Annotated in this window: 11 protein-coding genes; 4 read left to right on the top strand and 7 right to left on the bottom strand. The window is 63.3% G+C overall.

Annotated features, from left to right (window positions below; all coding sequences use genetic code 11):
• The first annotated feature begins 61 nt into the window (after nt 1-61).
• Together OVA00_RS30115 and OVA00_RS30120 are read left to right on the top strand one after the other, a co-directional pair.
• Nucleotides 62-1876, top strand: a complete 1815-nt coding sequence (locus OVA00_RS30115; protein ID WP_082572999.1) for an extracellular solute-binding protein — start codon at nt 62-64, stop codon at nt 1874-1876.
• An 88-nt stretch (nt 1877-1964) separates the two neighbouring features.
• Nucleotides 1965-2627 carry a DsbA family oxidoreductase gene (locus OVA00_RS30120; RefSeq protein ID WP_060517076.1) on the top strand — a complete coding sequence of 221 codons (663 nt, stop codon included), beginning with the start codon at nt 1965-1967 and terminating at the stop codon, nt 2625-2627.
• 77 nt (nt 2628-2704) lie between these two features.
• On the opposite strand, the gene mfd is transcribed toward OVA00_RS30120, so the two are convergent.
• Together mfd and OVA00_RS30130 are read right to left on the bottom strand one after the other, a co-directional pair.
• Nucleotides 2705-6208, bottom strand: a complete 3504-nt coding sequence (gene mfd / locus OVA00_RS30125) for a transcription-repair coupling factor (RefSeq protein WP_268090199.1) — start codon at nt 6206-6208, stop codon at nt 2705-2707.
• Between the two features lie 7 nt (nt 6209-6215).
• Nucleotides 6216-6521 (bottom strand): FAD assembly factor SdhE, encoded by a 306-nt coding sequence (locus tag OVA00_RS30130; RefSeq protein ID WP_034791024.1) that lies wholly within the window; start codon nt 6519-6521, stop codon nt 6216-6218.
• 155 nt (nt 6522-6676) lie between these two features.
• Between OVA00_RS30130 and recG the strand changes: the two genes are divergently transcribed.
• Nucleotides 6677-8782, top strand: coding sequence for an ATP-dependent DNA helicase RecG (recG, locus tag OVA00_RS30135; RefSeq protein ID WP_268090201.1), 2106 nt, complete (start codon nt 6677-6679; stop codon nt 8780-8782).
• Nucleotides 8783-8822: 40 nt separating this feature from the next.
• Here the strand turns inward: recG and OVA00_RS30140 are convergent, their stop codons facing one another.
• From OVA00_RS30140 to glmU, 4 genes are all read right to left on the bottom strand, one after another.
• Nucleotides 8823-9524, bottom strand: a complete 702-nt coding sequence (locus tag OVA00_RS30140) for a DUF502 domain-containing protein (protein WP_034791018.1) — start codon at nt 9522-9524, stop codon at nt 8823-8825.
• An 18-nt stretch (nt 9525-9542) separates the two neighbouring features.
• A complete protein-coding gene (locus tag OVA00_RS30145) occupies nt 9543-10040 on the bottom strand; it encodes a GNAT family N-acetyltransferase (protein WP_060582204.1) in 498 nt (165 codons plus the stop codon).
• The gene (gene glmS, locus OVA00_RS30150; protein WP_268090203.1) at nt 10040-11866 is read right to left on the bottom strand and encodes a glutamine--fructose-6-phosphate transaminase (isomerizing); all 1827 of its coding nucleotides are present in this window, start codon (nt 11864-11866) and stop codon (nt 10040-10042) included. The genes OVA00_RS30145 and glmS overlap by 1 nt, the downstream gene beginning before the upstream one ends.
• Nucleotides 11867-12097: 231 nt before the next feature.
• On the bottom strand, nt 12098-13468 hold the full coding sequence (glmU, locus tag OVA00_RS30155; RefSeq protein WP_268090205.1) for a bifunctional UDP-N-acetylglucosamine diphosphorylase/glucosamine-1-phosphate N-acetyltransferase GlmU: 1371 nt from the start codon (nt 13466-13468) through the stop codon (nt 12098-12100).
• A 243-nt stretch (nt 13469-13711) separates the two neighbouring features.
• Between glmU and OVA00_RS30160 the strand changes: the two genes are divergently transcribed.
• The gene (locus OVA00_RS30160) at nt 13712-15472 is read left to right on the top strand and encodes a hypothetical protein (RefSeq protein WP_268090206.1); all 1761 of its coding nucleotides are present in this window, start codon (nt 13712-13714) and stop codon (nt 15470-15472) included.
• A gap of 12 nt (nt 15473-15484) precedes the next feature.
• Here OVA00_RS30160 and OVA00_RS30165 read toward each other — a convergent pair whose 3' ends face one another.
• Nucleotides 15485-17131 carry a Na/Pi cotransporter family protein gene (locus OVA00_RS30165; protein WP_034791009.1) on the bottom strand — a complete coding sequence of 549 codons (1647 nt, stop codon included), beginning with the start codon at nt 17129-17131 and terminating at the stop codon, nt 15485-15487.
• Nucleotides 17132-17163 lie beyond the last annotated feature (32 nt).

Here is a 17163-nt window from a genome sequence, read left to right on the forward strand (position 1 = left end):
TCCGTCGGCATTGGTAACGTTCGGGGAATCGGCCTGTTGATACCCCTCACGGGAGGTGACCTTGCGTGCAATTCTTTCCGGTCTGGCGCTGATCCTGACCGCCACTTCATTCGGCACTGCTGCGGCAGCCGCTCCCGTGCATGCCATTGCCATGCACGGAGAGCCGGCGCTGCCTGCCGATTTCAAGAACTTTCCCTACGTCAATCCGGACGTAAAAAAGGGTGGAAAGATCTCCTATGGCGTCGTCGGCAGCTTCGACAGCCTCAATCCCTTCATCCTGAAGAGCATGCGCACCACCGCGCGCGGCATGTGGGATCCGGAATACGGCAACCTCGTCTACGAATCGCTGATGCAGCGTTCGCGCGACGAGGCCTTCACCATGTATGGCCTGCTCGCCGAAACAGTGGAGTGGGATGACGACCGGACCTTCATCCAGTTCAATCTCAACCCGAAGGCCCGCTGGGCCGACGGGCAACCTGTTACCGCCGAGGACGTGATCTTCAGCTTCGAGCTGCTGCGTGACAAGGGGCGTGTCCCCTTCAGCAACCGCATGGCCAAGGTGGCGAAGCTCGAAAAGGTCGGGGAGCGCAGCGTGCGCTTTACCTTCACCGAGGATGCCGACCGCGAGCTGCCGCTCCTGCTCGGCCTGTCGCCGGTGCTGCCGAAACATGCCATCGACCTTGCGACCTTCGACCAGACCACGCTGAAGCCGCCGCTCGGCTCCGGCCCCTACCGCGTCGCAGAGGTGAAACCGGGCGAGCGCATCGTCTACAAGCGAAACCCGGACTATTGGGCCAAGGACCTGCCCTCGAAGGTCGGCCAGGACAATTACGACGAGATCTCCGTGGAGTATTTCCTCCAGGAGAACTCGCTGTTCGAAGCCTTCAAGAAGGGCGAGATCGACATCTATCCGGAAGGCAGCGCCACCAAGTGGGCGCGCGGCTACGATTTCCCGGCGGTTCGTTCCGGCGAGGTCGTCAAGGAAACCTTCACGCCGAAGACGCCGTCCGGCATGCTCGGCATCGTCTTCAATACCCGCAGGCCAATGTTCGACAACTTGAAGCTCCGCCAGGGCCTGGCGCTGGTCTTCGACTTCGAGTGGGTCAACAAGAACCTCTTCGACAGCGCCTATACGCGCACGCAGAGCTACTGGCAGAACTCGGCGCTGAGCTTTCTCGGCGCACCGGCCGACGACCGCGAACTCGGCCTGATCGGCGACGCCCGCGATCGAATCAACCCGGCGATCCTCGACGGCACCTATCGCCTGCCGGTGACCGACGCGTCCGGGCGCGATCGCAACGTGCTGCGTGTTGCCGTCTCTCTGATGCGCGAGGCCGGCTATCAGATCAAGGACGGCAAGATGGTCGACCCGCAGGGCAAACCGCTCGCGTTCGAGATCATGAGCCAGAATGCCGGCCAGGAAAAAATCGCCCTCGCCTACCAGCGATTTCTCGCACCTCTCGGCATCCAGGCGTCCGTGCGCACTGTCGACGATTCGCAGTACCAGCAGCGCAGCCAGTCCTTCGACTACGACGTGATCATCAAATCCTTCCCCTCGACGCTGTCACCCGGCATCGAGCAGGCCGGGCGCTGGACCTCACAGGCGCGCGACCGGCAGGGCAGCGACAACTTCGCCGGCGTCGCCGACAAGGACGTCGACCGGATGGTCAATAACATCCTGCAGGCCCGCACGAGCGAAGACTTCACGGCGGCGGTGCGTGCGCATGACCGGTTGCTCGTCAACAATTCCTATCTGGTGCCGCTCTATCACCTCGACGCACAGTGGGTGGCGCGACGCAAGCATATCGGCCGGCCCGATACCATGCCGCTCTACGGCTACCAGCTTCCGACCTGGTGGGATCAAAACGCACAATAGAGGGTTGGTTCCCTTTTGGTAACGCATTGAAAGCCGGATGAAACCGGCTTATCTCGCCTTCAACCGAACAAGGAAAGGCGCCCACACCATGCAAACCGTCAGCATCGATATTGTCTCGGACGTTGTTTGTCCCTGGTGTTATCTCGGCAAGGCGCGGCTCGACCAGGCGATTGCCAATCTTCCGGACGTGCTGGTCACGGTCAACTGGCGCCCCTACCAGCTCAATCCCGACCTGCCGCCCGAAGGGATCGATCACAAGCGGCATCTTGCCGAGAAGCTCGGCGGCCAGGCGGCCGTCGATCGCGCCCACGACACGCTGCGCGAACTCGGCAATGCCGACGGCATCGCCTTCGACTTCGATGCGGTGAAGATCAGCCCGAACACGCTTGACGCTCATCGGCTTGTCCGCTGGGCCGCGACCAACGGCGAGCAGGCGCAGTCGGCCGTCGTCGGCTTGCTGTTCAAGGCCAATTTCGAAGAAGGCCGCAATGTCGGTGATCACGCGGTCCTGCTCGATATCGCCGAGCAAGCAGGGCTCGATCGCCCCGTCGTTGCGGCTCTGCTTGGCTCCGATGCCGACAAGGATGCGGTCAAGGAAGAGGTTGGCATGGCCCGCGAGATGGGCGTGACCGGCGTTCCCTGCTTCATCCTCGAAGGACAATATGCCGTGATGGGCGCGCAATCGGTCGATGTATTGACGAATGCGCTGCGCGAAATCGCCGAGATGAAGGCGAGCGGCAAGCCGAACTGATCTCGGCACGACCTGAAACAGACTTGCTCGACAGACCTTGACCGTACTGCCGCACCACGCGGCAGTACGGTTTTTTCTTATTTCGCCAGCCCGGCGAGCTGCGTCATCACCATTGCTGCACCGGACAGGCGCTTTTCCGGCGTCGCCAGTTCGCGCTGGAAGAAGATGCTCTGGTCGGGCCGGATCTTCGAAAGCGTGCCCTGCTTGGCGATGTAACCCACCAGTGCCGCAGGGTTCGGGAATTCCTTGTTGCGGAACTGCACGACGACGCCCTTCGGCCCGGCATCGAGCTTCTCGACATTCGCCGTGCGGCAGAGCGACTTGATGTAGACGATCTTCAAGAGATGCTGGACCTCGATCGGCAGCGGACCGAAGCGGTCGATCATCTCGGCGCCGAAGCCGTCGATCTCCTTCAAGTCCGTCAGTTCGCCGAGACGACGATAAAGGCCGAGCCTCAGATGCAGATCCGGAACGTAGTGTTCCGGGATCATGACGGGCGTTCCGACCGAAATCTGCGGCGACCAGCCGGTGTCGTGGATTTCTTCCTCACCCTTGAGTTCGGCGACCGCTTCCTCGAGCATCTGCTGGTAAAGCTCGAAGCCAACCTCCTTGATATGGCCCGACTGTTCCTCGCCGAGCAGGTTGCCAGCACCGCGGATATCGAGGTCGTGACTTGCGAGCTGGAAACCGGCACCAAGCGTGTCGAGCGACTGCAGCACCTTCAGCCGGCGTTCGGCCATGCCCGTCAGCGTCTTGTTGACCGGCAGCGTGAACAGTGCAAAGGCGCGCACCTTCGAGCGGCCGACGCGGCCGCGAAGCTGGTAGAGCTGGGCGAGACCGAACATGTCGGCGCGGTGCACGATCAGCGTGTTGGCCGTCGGTACGTCGAGACCGGATTCGACGATCGTCGTCGACAGCAGCACATCGTAACGGCCGTCATAGAAGGCGTTCATGATGTCTTCGAGCTCGGTTGCCGGCATCTGGCCGTGGGCGACGGCTACCTTCAGCTCCGGAGTGTCCGATTTCAGGAAATCATCGATCTCCGACAAGTCGCTCAGACGCGGGCAGACATAGAAGCTCTGGCCGCCGCGATAGTGCTCGCGCATCAGCGTTTCCCGGATCACCAGCGCATCGAAGGGCGAGATGAAGGTGCGCACCGCCATGCGGTCGACCGGCGGCGTCGTGATCAGCGACAGTTCACGCACCCCGGTCAGGGCAAGCTGCAGCGTGCGCGGGATCGGCGTCGCCGAAAGCGTCAACACGTGCACGTCGGTCTTCAGCTCCTTCAGCCGCTCCTTGTGCTTGACGCCGAAGTGCTGCTCTTCGTCGATGATCAAGAGGCCGAGATTGGCAAAGTTGACCGACGTGCCGAGCAGCGCATGCGTACCGACGACGACATCGGTCTTGCCATCGGCCACTTCCTTCTTCGTCAGCGCCAGTTCCTTGGAACCGACGAGGCGCGACGCCTGCTGGATGCGGATCGGCAGCCCACGGAACCGTTCGGAAAAGGTCTTGAAGTGCTGGCGGGCAAGCAGCGTCGTCGGCACGACGACCGCGACCTGTACGCCGTTCATGGCAGCGATGAAGGCGGCACGAAGCGCCACTTCCGTCTTGCCGAAGCCGACGTCGCCGCAGACGAGGCGGTCCATCGGACGGCCGCTGCCGAGATCTTCCCGCACCGCCTCGATCGAGTTCAGCTGGTCTTCGGTCTCGTCATAGGGGAAGCGAGCGGCAAACTCATCATAGACGCCGTCCTGTGCGGCGAGCACCGGCGCCCGGCGCGTATGGCGTTCGGCGGCGATGCGAATGAGGCCGCCCGCCATATCGAGCAGCCGCTTCTTGAGCTTGGCCTTGCGCGCCTGCCAGGCGACGCCGCCGAGCTTGTCGAGGATCGCATCGGTGCCTTCTGAACCGTAGCGCGACAGAAGCTCGATGTTTTCGACCGGCAGGAACAGCTTGGCATCGTCGGCATAGACGAGCTCGAGGCAATCATGCGGGGCGCCGACCGCCTCGATGGTGCGCAGGCCGACGAAACGGCCGATGCCGTGTTCGGCGTGCACGACATAGCTGCCCTCGTCGAGACCAGCCACCTCGGCGATGAAGTCGGCGCCGCGCTTGCGCCGCTTCGAGCGGCGGACCATGCGGTCGCCCAGAATATCCTGTTCGCCGATGATGACGAGATCGCCCGTCTCGAAACCGGCTTCGATGCTGAGCACGGCCGAGGCCGCCTCGCCCGGCTTCAGCGACTTGATCTCGGCGAGTGCCTTGATGGGCTTGACGTTGCCGAGACCGTGTTCGGCGAGAACCTGGAGCAGGCGATCGAGCGATCCTTCGCTCCAGCCTGAAATCACCACCTTGGCGCCCTTCGAGCGCCGCTCGGCGATGTACTTGACCGCCTGATCGAAGACGTTGACGCGTTCGTCTTCGGCTTCGCCCTCACCCGCCGACTTCGCCCAACGCATGCCCTGGCGCGCATCGACCGAGATGACTTGGCGGGCCTCGCCCTCGTGCTCGTTGAAGGGCGAAAGGCGAATGGCGTCGCGTGAGCTCAGGCCGGCGTTGAAGCCCTGCGAGCTCAGATAGAGCAGCTCCGGCGGAACCGGCTTGTAGGGCGTACCCTGGGTGGCCTGCGCCTTGCCCGGAGACGCCGAGGCCAAACGGGCGTCGTAATAGTCGAGAATGAGCTTCGAGCGCTCAGCCGCAGCTTCGCGCGCCAGATGATCGGTGACGATACGGAAGCCGTCGAGATAGTCGAAGACTGTCTCCAGCCCGTCATAGAACAGCGGCAGCCAATGCTCCATGCCGGCATAGCGCCGGCCTTCGGAGACAGCCTGGTAAAGCGCGTCGTCGCGGGTCGTCGCGCCGAACAGCGACAGGTAGTGCTTGCGGAAATGGCTGATCGTTTCGGGCGTCAGCGACACCTCGCTCATCGGATTGAGATCGAGGGAGCGGACCTGACCGGTCGTGCGCTGACTTGCAGGATCGAACGAGCGGATTGTTTCGAGCGTATCGCCGAAGAAATCAAGGCGCAGCGGCTCGCCGCTCCCCGGCACGAAGACATCGAGGATGCCGCCGCGCACTGCGTATTCGCCAACCTCACGCACGGTCGCGACACGCTCGAAGCCGTTGCGCTCCAGCCGCATCGCGATGTCGTCCATACGCACCTGATTGCCCGGACGGGCCGAAAACGCCAGGCTTTGGATCACGTCCTGCGGCGAGATCTTCTGGAGGGCGGCGTTGACCGTCACCAGCACGATCGCCGCATGCGGCTTCTTCTTGTGCGCAATCAAGGCGCTCAGCGCCGCCAGCCGCCGTGCCGACGTGTCGGCGCTCGGCGAGACGCGGTCATAGGGAAGGCAGTCCCAGCCGGGAAGCGTCAGCACCGGAATGTCGGGCGCGACGAATGAGAGGACCTGCTCAAGATCGGCGATCCGCTGGCCGTCCGATAGAATGTAGGCGACCGGCTGGCCGGCGCGGGCGAGCTCAGCAAGGATCAGCGCCTCGGCCCCGGAGGGCACCGGCCCGATCGTGATCTCTCGCTGTGCTTCGACAATCTTCTTCGGATCAAGGCCAGCCAGCATCATCGGTCTATTTCATCCCTTCGGGAAGCTTGTCGAAATCCGGACGATAGGCAGCGATGCGCTGAAACATCTGCGTCTGATAGCAAGCCGGCACCGGCTGTTCGCCGATGATCCACTTGACGAGATCGTTGTCTTCCTCGCCCATGATCGTCTCGAGTTCATCGAGTTGTGCTTCAGAAAGCGTCGAGAGCTCAGCCTCTGCAAATTGCCCGAGGATCAAATCCATCTCGCGAATGCCGCGATGCCAGGCGCGAAACAGGATCCGCCGTCGACGCGGATCGAGATCGGCGCTGGTGCGAGAGATGCCGGTCATGGGAAATTCCTTCCTGCCGCCCGCGATGACGCCTGCACGCTCGGACGAACGCGCGAGGCCTTTGGGGTACGGTTTGTCGTCAACGGCTCTATAAACTCTGAATAGCCGATTGTCAGCCTTGCCAAAGCCCGAATTATCATCGCAATTTCATCGCCATGCGCCCCGCCCTGCTAGATCCGCTCTTCTCCCCGCTCGACACGCTTCCAGGCATCGGCCCGAAGATCGGCGAACTCTATGCCCGTTTGCTCGGTCGCGAGACGATCGAAGACTGCCGCGTGGTCGATCTCGTTTTTCACGCGCCGCATTCGTTGATCGACCGGCGCCAACAGCCTGGCATCGCCCACGCGCCTCAAGGGGTTATCGTCACCATCACCGGTCGGGTCGATCGCCACCAGCCGCCCCCGCGCGGAAAGCCCAACCTGCCCTATCGCGTCTTCCTGCATGACGAGACCGGGGAGCTGGCGCTCACCTACTTCCGCGTCAAGGGCAACTGGCTGGAAAAATCGCTGCCGGTCGATGAGACTGTCATCGTCAGCGGCAAGGTCGACTGGTTCAACGGCCGCCCGTCCATGGTTCACCCTGACTATGCGGTTCGGGCAAGCGAGGCGGAAAACCTGCCGCTGGTCGAGCCGGTCTACGGGCTGACAGCAGGACTTTCACCCCGGATATTGCGGAAATCGATCGAGGCCGCCGTCGTCCGCGTTCCGGACATGCCCGAATGGATGGACGACGCGCTGCAGACGCGACAAGGTTTCAGCACCGCAGCCGAAAGCTTCCGCGCGCTGCATGATCCCCGCGACGCGACCGACCTTGATCCGCAGGCACCTGCCCGCCGCCGCCTCGCCTATGACGAGTTTCTCGCCGGGCAATTGTCCCTGGCTCTCGTTCGCCAGCGCCTGCGCAAGGTCGCGGGAGTACCGGTTCACGCGACCGGTGTGCTTTCCCGTCCGGTCATCGACGCCCTTCCCTTTTCCTTGACAGCCAGTCAGTCGACGGCGATCGCCGACATCCTGAAGGACATGGCCGGCACCGAGCGCATGCTCCGGCTGCTGCAAGGCGATGTCGGCTCCGGCAAGACGATGGTGGCACTGATGGCGATGCTCGCCGCCGTCGAATCCGGCGGTCAGGCGGTGCTGATGGCGCCGACCGAAATTCTCGCCCGCCAGCACCATGCGACGCTTGCAAGGATGGCCGCACCCGCAGGCATCGCCATCGACGTTTTGACCGGCCGCACCAAGGGCAAGGAGCGCGACGCCATTCTCGAGCGCATCGCGTCCGGAGAAACGCGCATGGTGATCGGCACGCATGCGCTTTTCCAGGACACGGTGAGCTACAAGGAGCTGACACTGGCGGTGGTGGACGAACAGCATCGCTTCGGCGTTCACCAGCGCCTGCGCCTGACCGCCAAGGGCATCTCGCCGCATATGCTGGTCATGACGGCAACGCCGATCCCGCGCACGCTGGTGCTTGCCGCCTTCGGCGACATGGACGTTTCGAAGCTCACGGAAAAGCCCGCCGGACGCAAGCCGATCCAGACGGTGACGATCCCGACGGAGCGCGTTGGCGACATCGTCGATCGGCTCGACGCCGCGCTTCGCGAAGGCAAGAAGGCCTACTGGATCTGCCCGCTCGTGGAAGAGTCCGAAGCCGTCGACGTCATGTCGGCCGAAGAACGATACGAAAGCCTCACCAAGCGCTTCGGCAACAATGTCGGCCTGGTACACGGCCGTATGAACGGGGCGGAGAAGGACGCCGTCATGCTCGCCTTCAAGAACGGCGAGATCCGCCTGCTGGTTGCGACAACAGTCGTGGAAGTCGGCGTCGACGTGCCCGACGCAACGATCATGGTGATCGAGCATGCGGAACGCTTCGGCCTTGCCCAGCTTCACCAGTTGCGCGGCCGCGTCGGCCGTGGCGACGAGGCATCGACGTGCATCCTGCTCTACAAGGGGCCGCTCGGCGAAACCGGCCGCGCGCGGCTCTCGATCCTGCGCGACAGCGAGGACGGCTTCCTGATCGCCGAGGAGGACCTGAAGCTGCGCGGCGAAGGCGAGTTGCTCGGCACGCGCCAGTCAGGCACGCCCGGTTTTCGCATCGCCAGCCTGGAGGCCCACGGCGATCTGCTCGAAATCGCGCGGAAGGACGCCGCCTACGTGATCGAGCGCGATCCGGACCTCACTTCGGAGCGCGGCGAAGCGCTCCGCACGCTGCTCTATCTCTACCGCCGCGATGAGGCGATCCGCTTCCTGCGCGCCGGCTGATCGACCACCCTGCCAAACCGACGATCACGGCGGCCCGGCATCAAGATACGGGAATCTCAGTCTTCTGCTGACCGATTTTCAAAGGTGCATTGGCGAGCGGCTTCTGGTCGGGCGTCACGAGGCCCCCCGAGATCAGGAGCTTCGCCGCGTCCTCCGCGCTCATGTCAAGCGGGATGATCTTGTCGCGCGGGATGAACAGCAGGAACCCCGCCGTCGGGATCGGGGTCGGCGGCAGGAAGACCGCGACCATGTCCATGCCGCGTTCCTTGAATTTCGAGGCGATCTCGCCTTTCACATCCGTTGCGATGAACACCAGCGACCAGATGCCCGGGCTCGGATACTCGATCAGCCCGGCCTTCTTGAAGGAGGAGGACTGTTCCTGCAGCACCGTCTGGAATATCTGCTTGGTGGACTTGTAGATCGTGCGGACGAGAGGCGTCCGATTGAGGAGCGACTCGGCGAAATTCACGATCGACCGACCGACGAGGTTTGCGGTCATGAAACCGACGAAGGTGATCACGAAAATAGCGACGAGCAGACCGAAGCCGGGAATGGCCACGGGCGAATAGGTGTCCGGATTATAGAAGTTCGGCAGGTAGGGCTTCACCCAACCGTCGGCCCAGTCGATGAAGGTGCGCACGAGCCAGACGGTGATCGCGACCGGTGCGCAGATGATCAAACCCGTCAGGAAGTAGTTGCGCAGCCGGGTGCCGATATAGCCGCGTTTCGAATGTTCCGTCATGCTTCTTCCGTCTCAACCTCACTCGACGCCGAAGGCCGGATGATAGGCGACCGTGCCGGCCGCCATCGCGCCGGAGAGAGCCAGCGCCATGAAATATTGCGGCGCACAACCGGGGAATACAAGAGCCGATTCGTTACGGAAACCGAACTTTTGATACAAGGCCGGATCGCCGACCACGACGCAGCCGGCGGCCCCTTCCGCCCGCAGCCATTCGAGCCCCTCGAGGATCAGCTGTCGGCCGATGCCCTGGGCCTGAACGTCCGGCTTGACCGAGACCGGCCCGAGCCCGAACCAGCCGGGCTCTTCCGGCGTCAGAGTGACGGGCGAAAAGGCGATGTGCCCGACGATTTCCTCGTTCATCTCGGCGACCAGCGACACACTCAGCGCACCGGACTCACGCAGTCGCTCGATGATGAAGGGTTCGCTCTGGTCGCTGTGCGGATGCCCTTCGAAGGCGGCCGCGGTCACGGCATGTATCGCCGCTTCGTCGCCGGGGCGCTCGTGCCGGACATAGATCATTCGACGGTCACCGATTTGGCGAGGTTGCGGGGCTGGTCGACGTCGGTGCCCATGAACACCGCCGTGTGATAGGCAAGGAGCTGGATCGGCAGCGAGAAGATCATCGGCGCGATGACCTCATCGACATCAGGCAGCACGATCGTCGCCATGGTCTCGAGCTTCGAGGCGGCGGCGCCCTTCTCGTCGGTGATGAGAATGATCCGGCCGCCGCGGGCCGCGACTTCCTGCATGTTGGAAACGGTCTTCTCGTAGAAGCGGTCGTGCGGCGCGATGACGATAACCGGCATGTTCTCGTCAATCAGCGCGATCGGTCCATGCTTCAGTTCGCCGGCGGCATAACCTTCCGCATGGATATAGGAGATCTCCTTGAGCTTGAGCGCCCCCTCCATCGCCAGCGGGAAGCTGGTGCCGCGGCCGAGGTAGAGAACGTCGCGGCACTTCGACAGCTCGCGCGAAAGAAGCTCGATCTTCGGCTGAACGGCGTTCAGCACCTGCCCCATGATACGCGGCATTTCCGAGAGATAGCGAACCAAGACCTGCTCTTCCTCAGCACTCACCGTGCCGCGGGCGCGACCGGCGCCGATCGCGAGCGACGCCAGCACTGCGAGCTGGCAGGTGAAGGCCTTGGTCGAGGCGACACCGATTTCCGGACCGGCAAGGATCGGGAAGACCGCGTCGGATTCACGCGCGATGGTCGATTCGCGCGTGTTGACGACGGCGCCGATCTTCAGGCCGAGATCCTTGCAGTAGCGCAGCGAGGCCAGCGTATCAGCGGTTTCGCCGGATTGAGAGATGAACAACGCGGCCGCCTGGGGAGGCAGCGGGATCTCGCGGTAGCGGAACTCGGACGCGACATCGATTTCCACCGGCAGGCGGGCGTAACGCTCAAACCAGTACTTGCCGACGAGGCCAGCGAGATAGGCGGTGCCGCAGGCGGAAATCGCAAGGCTCGGAACCTTGGCGAAATCGATCGTGCCTGAGAGCGCCTTGATGCGGTTGCCGGCAAAATCGATGTAGTGGCTGAGCGCGTGCGCGATCACCTCCGGCTGCTCATAGATCTCCTTCTCCATGAAGTGCCGGTGGTTGCCCTTGTCGATCATGTAGGCGGCAGCCGTCGAGAGCTGCTTCGGCCGGTCGACGACGTTACCGTCGAGATCGAAGATATGCACGCCGTTCGCCCCGATCACCGCCCAGTCGCCGTCGATCAGATAGGTGATCTCGTTGGTGAAGGGCGCAAGCGCGATCGCGTCGGAGCCGAGGAACATTTCGCCGCGGCCGTGACCGATCGCAAGCGGCGGGCCGTTACGCGCCGCCATGATCGTCGAAGGATCGTCCTGGAAGAGCACCGCCAGTGCATAGGCACCGGTGACGCGCTTCAGCATCGCGTGCATGGCTTCGCGCCGGCCGAGGCCCTCGCGGCGGAACTTGGAGAGCAGATGGGCCACGACCTCGGTGTCGGTGTCCGTCTCGAACTTTGCGCCACTGGCGATCAGTTCGTCCTTCAGCTCGGCGAAGTTCTCAATGATGCCGTTGTGGACGACGGCGACCCCGTCGGTGAAATGCGGGTGGGCGTTGCGTTCGGTCGGCGCGCCATGGGTTGCCCAGCGCGTGTGGGCAATGCCGATCGTGCCGGCGAGCGGCTCTTCGCGCAGCCTGATCTCCAGATTAACGAGCTTGCCCTCGGCGCGCCGGCGCTCCAGCTTGCCGCCAATGACGGTGGCGACACCGGCGGAATCATAACCGCGGTATTCCAAGCGCTTCAGCGCATCGACCAGTCGTTCCGATACCGGCTGGTTGCCAACGATGCCTACAATACCGCACATAGTCGTCTCCGAATTCGTCCCCGCGCCGCGATGGGCGCCCCTGTTCAACGAGGGCGGAAATGCCGCCCGGCGCGCTGTCTTGGTAAAGCATTTGCCGGTCGAGGCAATCCGCCCCGATTTCACTTTCGATTTCAATGTTTAACGCCGCCGCATGTTCCCGCGAATCCTAGCGGAATCAAGCGACATGCAGCAAATCCGAGGCTAACCCGCGGACACGCGGGCACCACGGGCCTAACCGGCAGCCTTCGCCGCCTTCTTGGCCGCCTTCACCGCCTCGTACCGCTCGCGCAGCAGCCGCGCCCGGCCGGGCTTGATCTCCTGGCGCGCGCGGCCAAAGGCGACGGCGTCGGCCGGCACATCCTCGGTGATGACGCTGCCGGAGGCGACCAGGGCGCCGTCACCGACGTTGACCGGCGCAACCAGAGACGAGTTCGAGCCGATAAAGGCATTTTCGCCGATCCGCGTTTCGTGCTTGTTCACACCATCGTAATTGCAGGTGATCGTGCCGGCGCCGATGTTGGTGCCTGCGCCGACGAAGGCATCGCCGATATAGGTCAGGTGATTGACCTTGGCGCCGGCGCCAATCTCAGCCTTCTTGACCTCGCAGAAATTGCCGACCTTGGAGTTTTCGCCGAGATCGGCACCCGGGCGCAGGCGTGCGTACGGACCGACCGTCGCGCCGGCGCGCACCGTCGCACCCTCGACATGCGAGAAGGCATGAATGATCGCGCCGCTTTCGACGCGCACGCCCGGGCCGAAGACGACATTCGGCTCGACCAGGACATCCTGCTCCAGCGCGGTATCCCAGGCGAGAAACACGGTTTCCGGCGCGATCATCGATACGCCCGACAGCATCAGCTCGTGGCGGCGGCGCTGCTGCCAAAGCCGCTCGATGAAGGCGAGCTCGGCGCGCGTGTTGCAGCCCGTCAGTTCTTCTTCGGGGGCCTCGACGGCAATCGCCTGCCCACCGATGTCGCGGACGATCTCCACGAGGTCGGTCAGGTAATACTCGCCCTTGACGTTGGCGTTACCGATGCGGCCGAGAAGATCGAGTGCCTTGCGACCGTCGATCGCCATCAGGCCGCCGTTGCAATAGGTGATGCGGCGCTCTTCTTCCGTTGCGTCCTTGTGCTCGCGAATGGCGAGCAGCGCGCCGTCCTTGACGATCAGGCGGCCGTAGCCCGACGGGTCTGCCGCCTCGAAGCCGATCACCACCACATCGTTGCCGGCCGCAAGTCCCTCGCGAGCGGCCCGAAGTGGTTCAGGCTGGATCAGCGGCGTATCGCCAAAAACGACGAGAATGTCGTCGAAACCCTTTGCGATGGCGTCGCGGGCAGCAAGCACCGCATGGCCGGTGCCGAGCCGTTCCTTCTGCAGATAGGACGAAACCGACACGCCGCCGATGTCGGCGGCAGCCGAGACCGCGTCGGCGTCGCGGCCGACGACGAGAGCGATATCCGAGATGGAAGCGTTTGAGAGCGCCTCGACGACGTGGGCGATCATCGGCCGGCCCGCCACCGGATGCAGCACCTTCGACATGGACGATTTCATCCGCGTGCTTTCACCCGCAGCCAAAACGATGGCCAGGCACGTCCGTTCCATATATCTCTCCTTGGTCTCTTCCAGGCTCACGCCCACTGCACAATTCCTTAGATCGGAATCGGCTCAAGTACAAAATCGCCTTTCGATTCGGCGCGGTGCTAGCAGCAACATATTGCGAGAAGCATAATTCTCACAATCACGTCGCATTAACCGGCTTAAAACCGGATGATGGCATAAGAAGGCGCGGAGCCTGTGTCAGCAAAGCCGTGCGGGTGCATCGCTCCTTCGGGGGATCAAGCCGCAATGCACAGCCGCACTGACATCGACACACCGGCAAAGTCTACCGGCGCGGTCATTCCTCTCGCTCGATCTCCGCTTCTGTTGCTTGCCCTTGTGCTCGGTGTGCTCGCGGTTCTGCTCAGCTTCACGATCCCGCAGCCGATCGGTCCGATGTTCTGGGACCACTATCTCTATCTCGATGCCGCCAATCGTATCCGCGACGGCCAGATCCCGTCGGTCGATTTCTTCACCCCCGTCGGCGCCCTCGGCTACTATCTCTTCGCCGCCCTGCAGGGCATCTTTCCGAACGGCCAGCCGCTGCTCCTGGCGAGCTGGTGCCTGCTTCTCGTCAGTGGGCCGCTGATCGCGCTGGTGGTCACCGATGTCCAGAAGCGTTCGACGGCAGTCGCCTATGCGATCCTGCTGCCGTTCCTGGTGTTTTCGGCGCTGCCGTTCAACACCGGCGACTTCTACCCCTACCCCGGCTCCGACGGTTTCGGCATCTACAACCGCCAGGTCTGCCAGCTTCTCTATGTACTCGCAGCCGCACTTGTCCACGTACGCGATCGTCGGCTGCTCGTCGCGACGGTCGCCGGCGCCATGGCGGCACTGTTCTTCGTCAAGATCACCGGCGCGGTTGCCGGCACGCTCATGTGCCTCATGGCCTTTGCTGCGGGGCGCCTGCCGTTCCGGTCGGCTATCGTGGCGGGGCTCGTTGTCATCGCCATCCTCGCGAGCGTCGAGCTCGCCCTGGGCGGCGTCTCTGCCTATCTTTTCGATATCCTGGCGCTGCTTTCCGTCAATGACGGCAGCTTACTGCCGCGGCTGCTGCAGGCCGCCTCCCTCAATGCCGGTCTGCTGATCCCGGCGGGGTTGCTGTGCCTGGTGCTCCTCGGCACGCAGGTTGCGCCCTTCGCCCAGTCGCTGCGTCAGCTTGGAAAAGGCCCGTCAATGGCGGCGCTCGGCAGAATGTTCGACCAGCCGTTTATCTGGCTGGCGGCCTTCGTTGTTGCTGGCATCCTCTTTGAAAGTCAGAATACCGGCAGCCAGGCGTTCATCTTCCTGCTGCCGCTGCTCCTCAAGCTCGCGATCGATGAGGTTGCAGCCGCCAAAACACGGCCTGTCGCAGTTGCAGTCGCTGTTCTCGCCCTCGCGGCAGCCCTGCCGCCGGCCACAGCCGTCGTGCAAAAAAGCGCCCGCGCATGGATCGGGGCTGTCAACAACGTGCCGTTGGAAAGCCGCAACCTCAAAACCATGGGCGCCGTCAATGTACGGCCCATCCTGGCACTGCGCGCCGAGCGTCTGCGCATCCTCTACGCGACCGAGCGTCCCGCATTCGACGCCTTCGCCAAAACTGGCGAGTTGCCGTCGTTCCTGCTCTACAGCGACTTCGATTTTCAGACGGGATGGCTGATGAATGTCGACGAAGCGGTCGACGCGTTGACGGCCTACGAGGCTTCGAACGGCGTACGCTTCCGGACGATCTTCAACGTCGACTTCACCAATCCCTTTCCGTGGCTGATGGACCGCAGTGCCCCGCTGCATGTCGCGATCGGCGCAGATCCCTTCCGCGCCATTCCGCCGCCGGATGAAAATGTTCGCGCCGCCCTCGAAGCGGTCGACGTCGCGCTGGTGCCGACCTGCCCGGTGACCAACGTCAACCAGACGCTGCTGTCGCTTTATCTGCCGAGCCTTGAAACGGCTCACAGCCGGATCACGCTGACAAGCTGCTACGACGCCTTTATCCGAAACAGCCTGAAGCCCGCTGCCAACACCGGCGGCTGATCGACGCGACGGCTAGGCGCCCGGCCGCAAGCGGCTCTCGCTCAACAGGCCATTTTCCTCAAGGATGGGATAGGCGACGGAAGCGATATGCGCGTTGACGCGCTTCAGATCCCGGAGCATGTCGAGATGCAGCGAGCTCGTCTGCAGGCTCTGGACCAGCCCGTCGCGCAACCGCTCGATATGGCGCTCCGCCGAGCGTTTCTCCATGTGACGGACGTTGACCTTCACCTCGATGAGCTGCTTGGCGAGATCGGCATTGCGGGTGACGAAGATGGTCTGGGCGACTCGCAGATTGTCAATCGTCAGGTTGAAGAGGCTCTTGAGCTCCTGATAGCCCTCCTCCGAGAACTTCAGGCCGTTGCTGACCTTCTTGGTGATCTGCTCGCACAGCCCCTTCTCGATGATGTCGCCCATATGCTCGAGATTGATGGCGTAGTCGATGATGACGATCGAGCGGCGGCCGTCTTCGGCGCTCAGGCCATCGCGGCCCAAGCGCGACAGGAAGATCTTGACCTCCTGCTGCAGCTGATCGACCTGTTTTTCGAACTTGCCAATATCGCGAATATCCGAGAGGTCGTTGTTGTTGAAGGCGTTCGCGGCACGCATCAGCATCGCCTCGACCAGATCGCCGACGCGCAAGACCTCGCGGGTGGCTCCCGAAAGCGCCATGACCGGCGTATTCAGCGTTGTCTCATCGAGATAACGCGGGCCAGTCTCCTCGGCCTCTCCATCCGGAATGAACCGGGCCATCAGCTGCGACAGCAAACCGGCAAAGGGCCAGGCAAGAATGGCGACCGCGAGGTTGAAGGCCAGATGAATGTCGACCGGCAGGTTCTGGCGCGGCAGCGGCAGGCTCTGCAGAAACTCCACGCTCATGCCTGTCAGCGGAAGCGCGATCAGGCAGCCAATGGCGCGAACGACAAGGTTGCCGATGGTGACGCGGCGCGCCGACGGAGCGGAACCGAGCGTTGCCATGACAGGCGGAACGGCGCCACCGAGATTGGCGCCAAGCACGAGTGCCACCGTCAACCCGACGCTGAGGATGCCCGTCGTCGAGAGTGACAGCACCAGCATCACCACAGCCAGACTGGACGACGACGCAAAGGCAAGTCCCGCGGCAATGAGAAGCGCTACGGGCCAGGCGCTGTCGAGCATCGAGAGGAAGGCCCCAAGGGCCGGACTGTCACGCATCGGCTCCGTCGCCGCGCCCAAAAGATGCAGCGACAGGAGCATGAGGCCGATGCCAACGAAGGCAGCACCCAGACCCTGGCGCGCGTTCGACCGGCTGGCGCGGTGCAAGACCACGCCGATGAGAATGACGAGCGGCGACAGCCATTCTATTCCGGTCGCCACGATCCAGGCCGTCATCGCCGTGCCGAGATTGGCGCCAAGCAGCACGATCTGCGCCATGCGCGAGCGGATGAGCCCCTTTTCCACGAAGGATGCGGTCATCAATGCGGTGGCCGTGGAACTTTGCAGCGCAAGCGTCGCGACAAGTCCGGTCACGAAGGAGCGGAGAGAGCCGTCGGTTCCCTGGGCAAGGCCGGCGCGCAGCCGAGCCCCGAAGGCACGGGTCACCCCGTCCTTGACGAGGGACAGGCCGAAGAGAAGCAGTGCCACTGCTCCAAACAGGTTTACCATCACGATTGTCGACTGCATGGAATCTTTCCCGCGGAAGCTCCAAAGAATCG

It is taken from the genome of Ensifer sp. SL37, from assembly GCF_026672675.1.
Classification (GTDB): Bacteria; Pseudomonadota; Alphaproteobacteria; order Rhizobiales; family Rhizobiaceae; genus Ensifer; species Ensifer adhaerens.